The organism is Pseudomonas sp. GW456-E7 (assembly GCF_059424105.1).
Window position 1 is genome coordinate 120,914 of record NZ_JBWKZB010000002.1, and the last position, 16,767, is coordinate 137,680.

3 protein-coding genes are annotated in these 16,767 nt (G+C 62.0%); 2 read left to right on the forward strand and 1 reads right to left on the reverse strand.

Translation table 11 applies throughout. From position 1 onward, the window contains the following. Positions 1–13: 13 nt before the first annotated feature. Positions 14–12,400, reverse strand: a complete 12,387-nt coding sequence (locus tag AC07YV_RS02055) for a retention module-containing protein (protein ID WP_494990261.1) — start codon at positions 12,398–12,400, stop codon at positions 14–16. A 588-nt stretch (positions 12,401–12,988) separates the two neighbouring features. Here AC07YV_RS02055 and AC07YV_RS02060 point away from each other — a divergent pair. Next, complete coding sequence (locus AC07YV_RS02060; RefSeq protein ID WP_102699035.1) at positions 12,989–14,347, forward strand: TolC family outer membrane protein; 1,359 nt, start codon at positions 12,989–12,991, stop codon at positions 14,345–14,347. Between the two features lie 149 nt (positions 14,348–14,496). Continuing rightward, the gene (locus tag AC07YV_RS02065; protein ID WP_102698926.1) at positions 14,497–16,656 is read left to right on the forward strand and encodes a type I secretion system permease/ATPase; all 2,160 of its coding nucleotides are present in this window, start codon (positions 14,497–14,499) and stop codon (positions 16,654–16,656) included. Positions 16,657–16,767 lie beyond the last annotated feature (111 nt).

A 16,767-nucleotide genomic window follows, 5' to 3' on the forward strand; every position in this document is an offset into this window, starting at 1 on the left:
TTAAGGTTTCAGGTCACACGGTATCCACCTTCAACGAATGATCGTTGAGCATGCCGTTGATGATGGTCGCCGTGTCATGCCCGCTCGCGACCACGCCACCCGCTCCCGGCGTGACACCGTATTGACTGGCAAGGTTGACGCCGGCCAGGTCGATGGTCTGGTTCGGTGCGGCGCCGGCCATGGCGCTGACGTCGATGCTGGTCACCGTCGACGCCCCGCTGCCGGTGACGGTGAAGTGCAGGTAGTCGTCCAGCGAAGCCGTGGTGCCGTTTTCCCCTTGCAGCAGTTGCGACAGGTCGAGCTTGTCGGTGCCGGGCGTGAAGTCGGTGATCACGTCATGACCGCTGTTGCCCTTGAGCCACTGGAAGGTGTCGGCCCCTGCCCCGCCGGTGAGGGTGTTGTTGCCCAGGCCACCGATCAGCAAGTCATCGCCGCCCCCGCCATTGAGGATGTCGTTGCCCAGGCCGCCGTTGATCACGTTGTTGGCGTTATTGCCGGTCAGGGTGTCGTTGAAGTTAGAGCCGGTGAGGTTTTCGATAGCCGTCAGGGTGTCCGTGCCCGCGCCGAGGGTGTTCTGCGCAGCGAGCAGACTGAGGTCGACCGTGACCCCGGCGGTGGCGTGGGCATAGCTGGCCGTATCGATGCCCGTGCCACCATCCAGGGTGTCATTGCCCTGGCCGCTGAAGAGCAAGTCATTGCCGGCGTCGCCGTGCAGCTCGTTGTTGCCGGAGCCGGCGGTGAGCACATCGTTGCCGTCGCCGGCATTGATGATGTTGCTGCCCGTGCCCGCCACCAGGACGTCATCCCCGCTGGTGCCGGTGAGGGTGTGGCCATCCTGATAGCTGATGGTCAGGTTGGCCGAGTCGCTGCCGCCATGGTTGTCGTTGGCGGTGTAGGTGCCGTGGTAGTCCGGGGCAATGTCATGGGCCCCGGCGTAATTGACGGTCATGGTCAGTTGATAGGTTTCAGAACCGTTGCCGCCCGAGCTGTTGGGGATGTTGGTGACGTGGATCTGGTAGGTCCCATCCCCTGTCGCCGTAATGGTCTGACCGTCGGTGATGGAGGTGAACCCACCGCCGTTGACCGAGTACTCCATGCTGATACGCCCGGCCGCCAGGTTGTGATTCAGGTTGAGGGTTTCACCGTCCTTGAGGTTGACGGTAATGAAGTCTTCACCGGTATTGCTGCCGACCGAACCCAGCGCGCCACTGACCACCAGCATAGCGGTCATGGCCACCGCGTCGGCGACGAAGGCACTGCGGGCTATGGTCACGGTCTTCGCATTGTTGCCGGTGAAACCGAAGCTCGGATTGGTGCCAATGAAGTCCGCGCCCCTCGCTATCCAGCCGGTATTGAAGGAGGTCGGAGTCGCCGAGAGCTGATCGCCATTAGGGTCGGTGTCGTTGGCCAGCAACAACTCGCCCGGCACCACGACGGTGCCCGAGAGCACGTTGGTGATGACGTGGTCATCGGCGGCCACTGGCGGTGCGTTCGGAATGACTTTGATCGTCAGGGTGGAGCTGGCCAGGTCGCCGTCGTTGTCGCTGACGGTGAATCCGACGTTTTCGGTGATCACCACCGAGGTGGTTTTCTGCGAAATGTAGGTGTACTCGCCGGTATCCAGATTGACCAGCAAGGTACCGCTGTTGTTGGTGGCAATGCTCAACGTGTTGTTCACGGTGTTGAACGTGCCATGGTTGACGCCGCCGCTGTAGGTCAGCGCCCCCTGATTGCTGTTGCCGCTCGGATCGTAGGTGTACGTGGTGCCGTCCACGGTGATGGTCTTGATGAAGCCGCCGTCGGCACCGAAGGTTCCGCCCTCGCCCAGCAGCGAGCCGGTCACCGGTGCGCCGATCACAGTGCCGGACAGCACCGAGTTGAGCTGGTTGAGGTCGGTCACCACCACCGAATTGGTGTTGGTGTGGCTGCTGCCGTCATAGGCCAGCGGATCGAGGTTGGCGTTGCTCACACCGCTGCCCAGGCCGATCGCGTAGTTCTTGATGTTGTTGGCATCGAGGAAGGCTTTCAGCGCGGTTTCGTCGGCGGTGCCGATTTCCTGGCCGGTGGTGGGCTTGCCGTCGGAGAAGAAGTAGCCGACGTTTTGCGCACCGGTCAGTTTGCCCGGGGTGTTGAACGCGGTCTGCATGGTCGCCACGGCCGCGTCGTAGTTGGTGCCGCCGTCCGCAGTCAGACCGGCGAGTAGCGTCTTGGCGGTGGCGACATCGACCCACACCGAGGTCCTGTCGGTAGCGCTGCTGCTGAAGGTGACGAGCTGCACTTTTACATCGCCCAGGTCGTCGTATTTATCCAGCAAGGCACTGATGGCCTGCTTGGCCAGGGCCAGGCGCGACAGGCCCGGTACGCCGGAAGCGTCGGCCATACTGCCGGAGACATCAAGCACGATCAGCAGGTTGGAATCGATCTCCACCGCTGCCACCGAGCGATCCGATGCCACCGCCTTGGGCACGTCATCGACAATGTTGACCACGATGGTGCTGGTGCTGCTGTTGCCCGACGCATCGGTGGCCTTGTAGGTGAAGCTTTCACTCAGGCTGTTCGGACCATCGTTGGCATTCGGCGAGGTTTTTGGCGCCGAGGTCAGGGTGTAGGTGTAGCTGCCGTCGGAGTTGAGCAGGATCTGCCCGTAGGTGCCGGTGGCGCTGCCGACCAGGGTGTAGGTGAGCGCGCCGCTGGCACCCGAGACGGATCCGACGAGGGTCCCGGACGCGGTTTCACCGGTATTGCCCGGGTCGCTGCCGATGACCGTACCGGCGGCCAGGTCCTGGCCGCCCTGGCTCAGGTCGAGGGCTTTTTCGTAGACCGTCACGTCGCTATCGGGGTTGGCCTTGATAATGCTGTTGGCCACATCGATGGTGATGGTGGTGGTGCTTTCATCGCCATCGGCGTCGCGCACGGTGTAGGTGAACGTATCCGTGGCCCCGGCAGCTCCGACTGAATTCGGGTTGCTGTGATACACCGCGTTGCCGTTGGCATCGAGCGTCAGGTAACCGTAGGTCCCGTTGATCGGGTTGCCCAGCCCGCCGATGGCCGAAGTCGCGGTATTGCTGCCGGCGCGCACGCCGACTACCGTCGCCGGACCATCGGCGCCGTTGATGTCATTGCCCAGCACACCGATATTGACCGTGCCGCCCTCCGTTACCGACGACGAGTCAGGTTTGGCGGTCGGCAGGTCGTCAACGATGTTGACATTGATCTGCCCGTTCGCGATGTCGCCATCGGTGTCGGTAGCGACGACGTTGAAGTTCTCGGTGAGGCTGTTGATGCCGTTGGCGGTTGGATGGGCTTCGTTGTCGTTGAGGGTGTAGCTGTAGCTGATCACGCCGGTAGTCGGGTTGTAGCCGGTAATGGTCAGGGTGCTGCCCAACGGCGTGACGGCGGTTTGCGGAAAGCCGACGGCCACGCCAGCGCTGACGATCGTGATGCCGCCCACGGTGAGGGTTTGCAGGCCATCGAGGGCGGTGACCGTGAAAGTGCCGCTCTGGGTCAGGGCCGGCGAGTTGGGATTGGTGCCGTCACTGAGGTTTTTCTCGTAGACCGTCAGCTCGCCGCCATACACGTCGAGGCCGCCAAGGGTTACCTGGTCGTCGTTGTTGTGAACGTTCAGCACCAGGTTGGCGGTGCTGATGTCGCCGTCCGCGTCGGTGATGGTGTAGGTGAAGGTTTCGGTGCCGTTGCCACCGCCGTGCAGGGCTTTGAAGTCGGCATCGCTGGTGCTTAGCGTATAGGTGTAGGTGCCGTTGGCGTTGAGCACCAGGGTGCCGTAGGTGCCGGTGAATGTGCCTGGGGTGACCGGGCCGGCATTCAGGCCGATGGCGACTTTATCGGCACCGATCACGTCGTTGTTGAACACATTGCCGCTGAGGCTCGCCACCGTCTCCGAGGCGGTGCCGAGGTTGCTGTCGTTCATCGCTTTGGGCATGTCATCGACAATGTCCACCACGATGGTGCTGGTGACGATATTGCCCAGGGAGTCGGTAGCCTGATAGCTGAAGGTCTCGTGCATCACGTTCGGGCCGTCATTGGCGTTCGGTGTGGTGCTCGGCGGGGTTGTCAGGGTGTAGGTGTAGGTGCCGTTGGCGTTGAGCTGAATCTGACCGTAGGTCCCCACATTGCTGCCGACCAGGGCGTAGGTGATCGCGCCGACGGCGTTAGTGACCGAGCCCACCAGTGTGCCGGAAGCGGTTTCGCCCGTGCTGGTCGGATCGCTGCCGACGACCGTACCGGCAGCCAGGTCCTGGCCACCCTGGCTCAGGTCGAGGGCTTTTTCGTAGACCGTTACATCGTTGTCGCTGACCGCTTTCAGGCAGCTGTTGTAAACGTCGATGGTGATGGTGGTGGTGCTTTCGTCACCGTCGGAGTCGCGCACGGTATAGGTGAACACATCCACCGCGCCAGGACCGCTCACCGCGTTAGGCGTGCTGTGATACACGGCATTGCCGTTGGCATCGAGGGTCAGGTAACCGTAGGTGCCGTTGATCGGGTTGCCCAGCCCGCCGATGGCTGAAGTTGATGTATCGCTACCCGCACGCACGCCGACCACGGCGCCAGCGGCAGCCGGGCCATCGGCTCCAGCGATGTCGTTGTCCAGGACATTGCCGCTGACGGTGCCGCCCTCCTGCACCGAGTCCGCATCGGCTTTGGCGGTCGGCAGGTCGTCGATGATGTTGACGTTGATCTGCCCATTCGCGATGTCGCCATCGGTGTCGGTAGCAATGACGTTGAAGTTCTCGGTGAGGCTGTTGATGCCGTTGGCGGTTGGATGGGCTTCGTTGTCGTTGAGGGTATAGCTGTAGCTGATCACGCCGGTGGTCGGGTTGTAGCCGGTAATGGTCAGGGTGCTGCCCAGCGGCGTGACGGTGGTTTGCGGGAAGCCGACGGCCACGCCACCGCTGACGACGGTGATGCCGCCCACGGTCAGGGTTTGCAGGCCATCGAGAGCGGTGACCGTGAAGGTGCCGTTCTGGGTCAGGGCCGGTGTGTTGGGGTCAGTACCGTCAGTGAGGTTTTTCTCGTAGACCGTCAACTCGCCGCCATACACATCGAGGTCGTTGAGAGTCACCGGATCGTCGTTGTTGTGGATCTGCAGCACCAGTTTCGCAGTGCTGCTGTCGCCGTCCGCGTCGGTGATGGTGTAGGTGAACGTGTCGGTGCCGTCGCCACCGCCGTGCAGGGCTTTGAAGTCGGCATCGCTGGTGTTGAGGGTGTAGGTGTAGGTGCCGTTGGCGTTGAGTACCAGGGTGCCGTAAGTGCCGGTGAAAGTGCCGGGGGTGATCGGGCCAGTGCCTTCACCAATCGTCACCCGGTCGGCGCCTTGCACGTCGTTGCTCAGCACGTTGCCGTTGAGGGTCAACAGGGTTTCCGAGGCGGTGCCATTGCTGTCGTTCACGCCTTTTGGCAGGTCGTCGATGATGTTGACGTCGAGGCTGCCCGTGGCCGTGGTGCCGTTGTCGTCGACCGCAGTCACGGTGAACTGTTCAGGCAGGGTGTTGGCGCCGTTGGCGGTTGGGTGCGCTTCGTTGTCGTTGAGGGTGTAGCTGTAGCTCACTACACCGGTGGCGGCGTTGAAGCCGGTGATGGTCAGGGTACTGCCCAATGGCGTGGTGATCGATTGTGGGAAGCCCGCGGCCACACCTCCCGTGACCACGGCGATGCCGCCGACAGTCAAGGTGGTCACGCCGTCCAGTGCGGTAACGGTGAACGTGCCGTTCTGGGTCAAGGCTGGTGCGTTGGGGTTGCTGCCGTCACTGAGGTTTTTCTCGTAGACCGTCAGCTCGCCGCCGTACACGTTGAGGCCATTGAGGGTCACCGGATCGTCGTTGTTGTGGATCTGCAGTACGAGGTTCGCCGTGCTGCTGTCGCCGTCCGCGTCGGTGATGGTGTAGGTGAAGGTGTCCGTGCCGTCGCCACCGCCGTGCAGGGCTTTGAAGTCGGCATCGCTGGTGTTGAGGGTGTAGGTGTAGGTGCCGTTGGCGTTGAGTACCAGGGTGCCGTAAGTGCCGGTGAAAGTGCCGGGGGTGATCGGGCCAGTGCCTTCACCAATCGTCACCCGGTCGGCGCCTTGCACATCGTTGGTCAATACGTTGCCGTTGAGGGTCAGTTGGGTTTCCGAGGCGGTGCCATTGCTGTCGTTCACGCCTTTTGGCAGGTCGTCGATGATGTTGACATCGAGGCTGCCCGTGGCCGTGGTGCCGTTGTCGTCGACCGCGGTCACGGTGAACTGTTCAGGCAGGGTGTTGGCGCCGTTGGCCGTCGGATGGGCTTCGTTGTCGTTCAGGGTGTAGCTGTAACTGACCACGCCAGTCGCAGCGTTGAAGCCGGTGATGGTTAGGGTGCTGCCCAATGGCGTAGTGATCGATTGCGGGAAGCCTGCAGCTACGCCTCCGGTGACCACGGCGATGCCGCCGACGGTCAGGGTCGTCACACCATCGAGGGCGGTGACAGTAAAGGTGCCGTTCTGGGTCAAGGCTGGTGCGTTGGGGTTGCTGCCGTCACTGAGGTTTTTCTCGTAGACCGTCAGTTCGCCGCCGTACACGTTGAGGCCGTTGAGGACCACCGGATCGTCGTTGTTGTGGATCTGCAGCACCAGGTTGGCGGTGCTGCTGTCACCGTCCGCGTCGGTGATGGTGTAGGTGAAGGTGTCCGTGCCGTCGCCACCGCCGTGCAGGGCTTTGAAGTCGGCGTCGCTGGTGTTGAGGGTGTAGGTGTAGGTGCCGTTGGCGTTGAGTACCAGGGTGCCGTAGGTACCGGTGAAGGTGCCGGGGGTGATCGGGCCGGCGTTTTCCCCTACTGTCACGCGATCAGCGCCTTGCACGTCGTTGGTCAATACGTTGCCGTTCAGCGTCAGCAAGGTTTCCGAGGCGGTGCCATTGCTGTCGTTCACGCCTTTTGGCAGGTCGTCGACGATGTTGACGTCCAATGAACCAGTCGCCGTGGTGCCGTTGTCGTCGACCGCGGTCACGGTGAACTGTTCAGGCAGGGTGTTGGCGCCGTTGGCGGTTGGGTGCGTTTCGTTGTCGTTGAGGGTGTAGCTGTAGCTCACCACGCCAGTCGCGGCATTGAAGCCGGTGATGGTCAGGGTGCTGCCCAGTGGCGTGGTGATCGATTGCGGAAAGCCCGCTGCCACGCCTCCGGTGACCACGGCGATGCCGCCGACCGTCAAGGTGGTCACGCCGTCCAGCGCGGTAACGGTGAAGGTGCCGTTCTGGGTTAAGGCTGGTGCGTTGGGGTTGCTGCCGTCACTGAGGTTTTTCTCGTAGACCGTCAGTTCGCCGCCGTACACGTTGAGGCCGTTGAGGACCACCGGATCGTCGTTGTTGTGGATCTGCAGCACCAGGTTGGCGGTGCTGCTGTCACCGTCCGCGTCGGTGATGGTGTAGGTGAAGGTGTCCGTGCCGTCGCCACCGCCGTGCAGGGCTTTGAAATCGGCGTCGCTGGTGTTGAGGGTGTAGGTGTAGGTGCCGTTGGCGTTGAGTACCAGGGTGCCGTAGGTACCGGTGAAGGTGCCGGGAGTGATTGGGCCGGTGTTTTCCCCGACTGTCACGCGATCAGCGCCTTGTACATCGTTAGTCAATACGTTGCCGTTGAGGGTCAGCAAGGTTTCCGAAGCGGTCGAAGCGTTGCTGTCGTTCACGCCTTGTGGCAAGTCGTCGACGATGTTCACGTCCAGTGAACCGGTCGCCGTGGTGCCGTTGTCGTCGACCGCGGTCACGGTGAACTGCTCAGGCAGGGTGTTGGCGCCGTTGGCGGTTGGGTGTGCTTCGTTGTCGTTGAGGGTGTAGCTGTAGCTCACTACACCGGTGGCGGCGTTGAAGCCGGTGATGGTCAGGGTACTGCCCAATGGCGTGGTGATCGATTGTGGGAAGCCCGCCGCTACGCCTCCGGTGACCACGGCGATGCCGCCCACAGTCAGGGTCGTCACGCCGTCCAGGGCAGTAACGGTGAAGGTGCCGTTCTGGGTCAGCGACGTGGCATCCGGAGCACTGCCGTCGCCGAGGTTTTTCTCGAAGACGGTGAGTTCGCCGCCCTCAACGTTCAAACCGCCAATCGTCACCGGATCGTCGTTGTTGTGGATCTGCAGCACCAGGTTGGCCGTGCTGCTGTCGCCGTCCGCGTCGGTGATGGTGTAGGTGAAGGTGTCCGTGCCGTCGCCACCGCCGTGCAGGGCTTTGAAGTCGGCGTCGCTGGTGTTGAGCGTGTAGGTGTAGGTGCCGTTGGCGTTGAGTACCAGGGTGCCGTAAGTGCCGGTGAAAGTGCCGGGGGTGATCGGCCCGGTGTTTTCCCCGACTGTCACGCGATCAGCGCCTTGTACATCGTTAGTCAATACGTTGCCGTTGAGGGTCAGCAAGGTTTCCGAAGCGGTCGAAGCGTTGCTGTCGTTCACGCCTTGTGGCAAGTCGTCGACGATGTTCACGTCCAGTGAGCCGGTCGCGGTAGTGCCGTTGTCATCGACCAGGGTCACGGCGAACTGCTCAGGCAGAGTGTTGGCGCCGTTGGCGGTCGGGTGCGCTTCGTTGTCGTTCAGGGTGTAGCTGTAACTCACCACACCGGTCGCCGCGTTAAAGCCAGTGATGGTCAGCGTGCTGCCCAATGGGGTGGTGATCGATTGCGGGAAGCCGGCAGCTACGCCTCCGGTGACCACGGCGATGCCGCCCACGGTCAGGGTGGTTACGCCGTCCAGTGCGGTAACGGTGAAGGTGCCGTTCTGGGTCAGCGACGTGGTATCTGGTGCACTGCCGTCGCTGAGGTTTTTCTCGAAGACGGTGAGTTCGCCGCCCTCGACGTTCAAACCGCCAATCGTCACCGGATCATCGTTGTTGTGGATCTGCAGCACCAGGTTGGCCGTGCTGCTGTCGCCGTCCGCGTCGGTGATGGTGTAGGTGAAGGTGTCCGTGCCGTCGCCACCGCCGTGCAACGCCTTGAAGTCGGCGTCGCTGGTGTTGAGGGTGTAGGTGTAAGTGCCGTTGGCGTTGAGTACCAGGGTGCCGTAAGTGCCGGTGAAAGTGCCGGGGGTGATAGGGCCGGCGTTTTCACCGACCGTTACGCGGTCGGCGCCTTGCACGTCGTTGGTCAGCACGTTGCCGTTGAGGGTCAGTTGGGTTTCCGAGGCGGTGCCATTGCTGTCGTTCACGACTTGTGGCAGATCGTCGACGATGTTCACGTCCAGTGAACCGGTCGCGGTGGTGCCGTTGTCATCGACCAAGGTCACGGCGAACTGCTCAGGCAGGGTGTTGGCACCGTTGGCGGTCGGATGCGCTTCGTTGTCATTGAGGGTGTAGCTGTAACTCACCACACCGGTCGCCGCGTTGAAGCCGGTGATGGTCAACGTGCTGCCCAGCGGCGTGGTGATCGATTGCGGGAAGCCCGCCGCCACACCCGCCGTGACCACGGCGATGCCGCCCACCGTCAGGCTGGTGACACCGTCCAGCGCAGTGACGGTGAACGTGCCGTTCTGGGTCAGCGCAGTGGTATCCGGAGCACTGCCGTCGCCGAGGTTTTTCTCGAAGACGGTGAGTTCGCCGCCCTCGACGTTCAAACCGCCAATCGTCACCGGATCGTCGTTGTTGTGGATCTGCAGCACCAGGTTGGCCGTGCTGCTGTCACCGTCCGCATCGGTGATGGTGTAGGTGAAGGTGTCGGTGCCGTCGCCACCGCCATGCAGGGCTTTGAAATCGGCATCGCTGGTGTTCAGCGTGTAGGTGTAGGTGCCATTGGCGTTCAGCACCAGGGTGCCGTAGGTGCCAGTGAAGGTGCCGGGAGTGATTGGGCCGGTGTTTTCCCCGACTGTCACGCGATCAGCGCCTTGAACATCGTTAGTCAATACGTTGCCGTTGAGGGTCAGCAAGGTTTCCGAAGCGGTCGAAGCGTTGCTGTCGTTCACGCCTTGTGGCAGGTCGTCGACGATGTTCACGTCCAGTGAACCGGTCGCCGTGGTGCCGTTGTCATCGACCAGGGTCACGGCGAACTGCTCAGGCAGAGTGTTGGCACCGTTGGCGGTTGGGTGCGCTTCGTTGTCGTTGAGGGTGTAGCTGTAACTCACCACACCGGTCGCCGCGTTAAAGCCAGTGATGGTCAGCGTGCTGCCCAATGGGGTGGTGATCGATTGCGGGAAGCCCGCGGCCACACCCGCAGTGACCACGGCGATGCCGCCCACGGTCAGGCTGGTGACACCGTCCAGCGCAGTGACGGTGAACGTGCTGTTCTGGGTCAGCGCAGTGGTATCCGGTGCGCTGCCATCTCCGAGGTTCTTCTCGAAGACGGTGAGTTCGCCGCCCTCGACGTTCAAACCGCCAATCGTCACCGGATCGTCGTTGTTGTGGATCTGCAGCACCAGGTTGGCGGTGCTGCTGTCACCGTCCGCGTCGGTGATGGTGTAGGTGAAGGTGTCCGTGCCGTCGCCACCGCCGTGCAGGGCTTTGAAATCGGCATCGCTGGTGTTTAGCGTGTAGGTATAGGTGCCATTGGCGTTGAGTACCAAGGTGCCGTAGGTGCCGGTAAAGGTGCCTGGGGTGATCGGGCCAGTTCCTTCACCAAGGGTTACCCGGTCAGCGCCTTGTACGTCGTTGGTCAATACGTTGCCGTTGAGGGTCAACAGGGTTTCCGACGCCGTCGAAGCGTTGCTGTCGTTCACGCCTTGTGGCAGGTCGTCGACGATGTTCACGTCGAGACTACCCGTGGCGGTGGTGCCGTTGTCATCGACCAGGGTCACGGCGAACTGCTCAGGCAGAGTGTTGGCACCGTTGGCGGTCGGATGCGCTTCGTTGTCATTGAGGGTGTAGCTGTAGCTCACGACACCGGTCGCGGCGTTGAAGCCGGTGATGGTCAACGTGCTACCCAACGGCGTGGTGATCGATTGCGGGAAGCCCGCTGCTACGCCTCCCGTAACCACGGCGATACCGCCGACCGTCAAGGTGGTCACGCCGTCCAGCGCGGTGACGGTGAACGTGCCGTTCTGGGTCAGCGCCGTGGTATCCGGAGCACTGCCGTCGCCGAGGTTTTTCTCGAAGACGGTCAACTCGCCGCCCCCGACATTCAATCCGCCAATCGTGTCCGGGTCATCGTTGTTGTGGATCTGCAGCACCAGGGTCGCCGTGCTGCTGTCGCCATCGGCGTCCGTCAGCGTATAGGTGAAGCTTTCGGTGCCTTCGCCACCGCCGTGCAACGCCTTGAAATCGGCATCGCTGGTGTTGAGCGTGTAGGTGTAGGTGCCGTTGGCATTCAGCACCAGGGTGCCGTAGATGCCGGTGAAGGTGCCGGGCGTGATCGGCCCGCTGTTTTCACCGACCGGCACACGGTCAGCGCCTTGCACATCGTTGCTCAGCACGTTGCCGTTAAGCGTCAGCAAGGTTTCCGAGGCGATGCCATTGCTGTCGTCGACCGCTTGGGGCACGTCGTCGGCGATGTTGACATCCAGCGAACCGGTGGCGCTATCGCCATTGCTGTCGCCGGCCACCACGACGAAGTGTTCGCCGAGCGTATTGGCAGTCTCACCGCTTGCATGGGTTTCGGCACCGTTGAGGGTATAGCTGTAACTGACCACGCCCGTGGCCGGGTTATAGCCGGTGACAGTCAGCGTGCTGCCCAGCGGGGTGGTGATCGACTGCGGAAAACCTGCCGCCACGCCGCCGCTGATCACGTTGATGCCGCCGATGCTGAGGCTGGCCAGCCCGTCGGGGGCATTGACGGTGAAGGTGCCGCTTTGGGTCAGCGCACCAGGGTTCCTCGCCGAACCGTCGGCCAGGTTGGCTTCATTGACGGTCAACTCGCCATTCTCCACCGACAGGCCATCAAGGGTGACCGGATTGTTCGGCACCTCGGGCGTCACTGGCGGCACCACAGGGGTATCGGCCGCTACGGCGTTATTGTCCGGATCAGCGTTCAGGCGTTCTTCGGGAAATTCGGGAATGCCGTTGAAACCGGCAGTGGGGAAACCGATGGTGGGGTCGACTCGCCCGCCCACTTCTTCGAGCATGACGAAACTATGGCCGCTGCCCGCGATGCCACCCGGTACACCGGCAGTCGTGGTAGGCCCGGCAGCGGTGGCTTCAGCGGTTTGGGTCGGGTCGTCGCCCGCCGCAATGGCTTTTTGCAGCTGTTCGACATCCGTCAACTGCGCCTGGCTCGGCGTCACCGCCTCGGACGAGTCCACGTGGGGAATCTGATTGGCGAGCAATTGCGGGGTCATCTGCATGCTGCTGCCGCGCCCGAGGGTCAGTTCCTGGCCATTTTGCAGATGCACCGCTACCGCGCCTTCGGCGCCAGTGCTCAGTTGGTCGCCGGCGAACAGTTTGTCCCCCTCGACCAGCGCGCGCCGGGTGCCGTCGCTCGCGACCGCGAACACCTGACCAATGACCTTACTGACGATTCCGATGAGCGTAGCCATGTGCACTTCCTCCGCTGCCAACCGCTGTCGGCACCTTGTTTGTGCGAAGAACGTGCTCATGGCTCAAGCGGGTTGTCTGGCGGATCGTGTTCCGGGGTCCCGGTTTACTTGAGTAAGCCGAGGCCCCGGCAACGATCTCGCCCAGCCATTCGCTCACGGCGCTGTTTGCGGTTTAGGGAAAACTCCTCTGCAATCAATGGCATCGGATCCCTGTACGCAACAACCTTGCCTGTGAACGATGCGTAACGATCTTGAATCACTCAAGTGACAAAAAACCGTCACCCTTAGATCGCTAGCGTCCCTCCCCTCCAGCACTTCTCCGCTCTAAGTCGATAAGTGGATTGGAACTTTCCTCAAACCCCGACGAGCGCCCCAGAGCTCATAAAACAAGGGCTTTCGCATTGAACAATGTGCTGGATTTCGCAGAGCGCATAAGTTTTTTTTGGCATAACCGTTATGAAAAAAATTTCTTAGCTACGCTCCAGAATGTTCTTAGCTCTTTTGTTAAAGACATGAAACAACTTTACCTATAAATGTCGTCAAATAATTGGCGACTGATAAGCACCATCAGGAATCAGGGAGATGTACATGCGCCTATTAACCCCCCTCTGCAGCGCGGTTCTTTTGGCCATGGCCTGCTCGTCCCAGGCTCAGGCCATGACGCTGACCGAAGCGATCCAGAGCACCATCGCGACGCACCCGGAACTGGCATCCCGAGTGGACAGCCGTCTGTCGGCTGACGAAGACGTGAAGGTCGCCAAAGGGGGCTTTTATCCATCGGTCGATCTGAACGCTGCTTACGGGCGCGGGTACAGCGATAACACCAATACCCGGGCGCTCGGCAATCACCACACCGAAATCCTCAATTACACCCAGTCGGAATTGCGCCTGCGGCAAATGCTGTTTGACGGGTTCAACACCGCCAATGAAGTCGAGCGCACCAAAGGCGTGGTCAACTCGCGAGCCTATTACGCTCAGGGAACGGCTCAGGATCTGGCCTTGCGTACCACAGAGGTCTATCTCGAGGTGCTCAAGCACCGCGAACTGGTGACCCTGGCCAAGAACAACCTGCAAGCGCACTTGCGGGTCAACGACCAGATCGGCCTGCGCACCCAGCGCGGCGTGGGTAGCAACGCCGATGCCGACCAGTCCAGCGCTCGCCGGGCACTGGCAGAAAACAACCTCGACACCGCCGAAGTCAATCTGGCTGACGCCGAGTCGAACTTTTACGCCGTTGTCGGGCGTATGCCCGATGAACTCGAAGCCCCGCCGTCGATTCGCGGTGAAGTCCCAACCTCCCTGCCCGAAGCCCAGCAGAGCATGGTGGAAAACAACCCTTACCTGAAATCCGCCCAGGCCGACGTGCAATCGGCCGAAAGCCAGTACGAAGTTGCCAAGTCGCCCTTCTACCCACGCCTTGACGCCGAGGCGGCAGTGGGCGCGAACAACAACGTGCAGGGTGACGAAGGCCACGACAACGAGTGGCGGGTCGGCGTGGTAATGAACTACAACCTGTTCCGCGGCGGCAGCGACAAGGCGCGTCTGGCCTCCGACGCGCACAAGATCAACCAGGCCATGGACATCCGCAACAATGCCCTGCGCCAGCTCAACGAGAATATTCACCTGGCCTGGAACGCCATGGTCAATGCCAAGAAACAAACCCCGACCGCCCGTGAATACGCCGACACCAGCAAGCGCGTACGCATTGCCTATCAGGATCAGTTCGGCCTCGGCCAGCGGACCCTGCTTGACCTGCTCGACAGCGAAAACGAACTCTACAACGCCAACCGTCGCTACACCGAAGTGCGCTACACCGAAGAGTTTTCGATGTACCGCATCCTGGCAAACATGGGTCAGTTGTTGAGCAAACAACGGGTCGTACTGCCCGCCGACGCGATCGCCCAGACCGAAGTGACAAACGAAGCTCGTCTGCCGGAAATGAAATAACGAAGTACCCGTGCAGGAGCGGCCGCAGGCTGTGATCTTTTGATCGTGTTTGCTGAAAAGCAAAGTCAAAAGTTCGCAGCCTGCGGCAGCTCCAACAGTGAGATATGCAGATATCTGTCAATTGCCACAGAGCAACGGGAGCAATCAATTTGACCAGCATGGAACCCGGCAACACCGGTGTCGATCCGCGCCTGAGCTTCGATGACCCGCTTCTGGACGGTCTGCTGATCCTCTGCAAACTCCACGGTGCGACGGTCAGTCGCGCCAGCCTCAGTGCCGGGCTTCCCATGGCACACCAACGCCTGAGCCTGGACCTGCTGCCCCGTGCAGCGGCCCGGGCCGGCTTGCAGGCGCGCCTGCTGCGCCGTGACCTCAAGGACATCTCGCCGCTCAACCTGCCCGTGCTGCTGTTGCTCAACAACGGCCGCACGGCCGTCCTGCGTCGTTATGCCGAGGACGGCAAGGTGCTGATCCTGCCCAGCGAAGCCGACGGCGGCGAACAATGGCTCAGCCCTGAAGAGCTGGCCGAACACTACAGCGGCCAGGCGTTGTTTGCCCGGCCACGCCACGAACTCGAAGACTTGCGCTCGCCGCTGGTGCCTCGGGTCCAGGCCTGGTTCCGCGACACGCTGAAGCTGTCGAAATGGCTGTACAGCGACGCGATCCTGGCGAGTTTCCTGATCAACCTGCTGGGGCTGATGGTGCCGCTGTTCGTGATGCAGACCTACGACCGCGTGGTACCGAACCAGGCCACTTCGACCTTGTGGGTGCTGGCGATCGGTCTGCTGATCGGCACCGCTTTCGAACTGGTGCTGCGGGTCGTTCGCGCGCACCTGCTGGATACCGCCGGCAAGAAAACCGACGTGATCCTGTCCGCCACCCTGTTCGAGCGCATCACCGGCATGGCGATGAAAGCGCGGCCAGCGACCATCGGGGGTTTTGCCCAAAGCATCCATGACTTCCAAGGCCTGCGGGAGTTTCTCACCGCCGTGACCCTCACCAGCCTGATCGACCTGCCCTTCTGCCTGCTGATGCTGCTGGTGATCGGCCTGCTCGGTGGCTGGCTGGTGGTGATTCCGATTCTGGCGTTTCCCATCACCATCATTTTCGCCATGGTGATCCAGGTTCGCCTGCGTGACACCGTACAGAAAAGCCTCAGCCTCGGTGCCGAACGCCAGGCGTTGCTGATCGAAACCCTCAGCGGCCTGGAAACCCTCAAGGCCTGCAGCGCCGAAAGCGAACGCCAGCACAAATGGGAAAGCACCCACGGCGCCCTCACCCGCCTCGATAGCCATGCACGCAACCTCTCGGCCATGGCCACCAACGGCACGCTGTTCATCCAGCAGATGTCCGGCATGGCGACCATCGTCGCCGGGGTCTACAGCATCATCGCCGGCAACCTCAGTGTCGGTGCCCTGGTGGCCAGCTACATGCTCGGCAGTCGGGTGCTGGCGCCACTGGGACAGATCGCCGGCCTGATCACCCGCTACCAGCAAGCGCAACTGACCATGAAAAGCACCGACGCGCTGATGGGCCTGCCCCAGGAGCGCGACGCCAAACAACGGCCACTGGAGCGCACGCAACTGCAAGGGGCGCTGGATGTTGTCGGCGTGACCTTCCACTACAACGGCCAGAATACCCCGTCGCTGGCCAACGTCAGTTTCAGCGTGAAACCCGGTGAGCGAATCGGCGTGATCGGTCGCAGCGGCTCGGGCAAAAGCACCCTGGCGCGGCTGGTGATGGGTTTCTACGAACCGGAAGAAGGCCAGCTATTGCTCGATGGCCTGGACTTGCGACAGCTGGACGTCGCCGACCTGCGCCATCAGATCGGTTACGTCGCTCATGACCTGCCACTACTGGCCGGCAGCCTGCGCGATAACCTGACCCTCGGCGCGCGCTACATCAGTGACTCACGCATGCTCGAAGTGGCCGAGCTCACCGGCGTCACCGAACTGGCCCGGCAACACCCGCAAGGCTTCGACCGGCCCGTGGGCGAGCGCGGACAGTTGCTGTCCGGGGGGCAGCGCCAGGCGGTTTTGCTGGCCCGGGCCTTGTTGCTCGACCCGCCGATCCTGTTGCTCGACGAACCGACCAGCGCCATGGACAACAGCAGCGAAGACGTCCTGCGGCAAAAACTCCACGGCTGGGTCCAGGGCAAAACCGTGCTGCTGGTGACTCACCGCACCTCGATGCTGAGCCTGGTGGATCGGCTGGTGGTGCTGGACAACGGACGGATCGTCGCCGACGGGCCGAAAGAAGCAGTCATCGATGCACTGCGCAAGGGCCGTGTCGGCTCTGCGGCCGTCTAGGAGTGGCCCTCTGGATGCAAATACACAACCTGTGGCGAGGGAGATTGCTCCCGCTGGGTTGCGAAGCAGCCCCCTCGTTGTGTCATCTGGATCGCGCCAGCAGTTTTTACG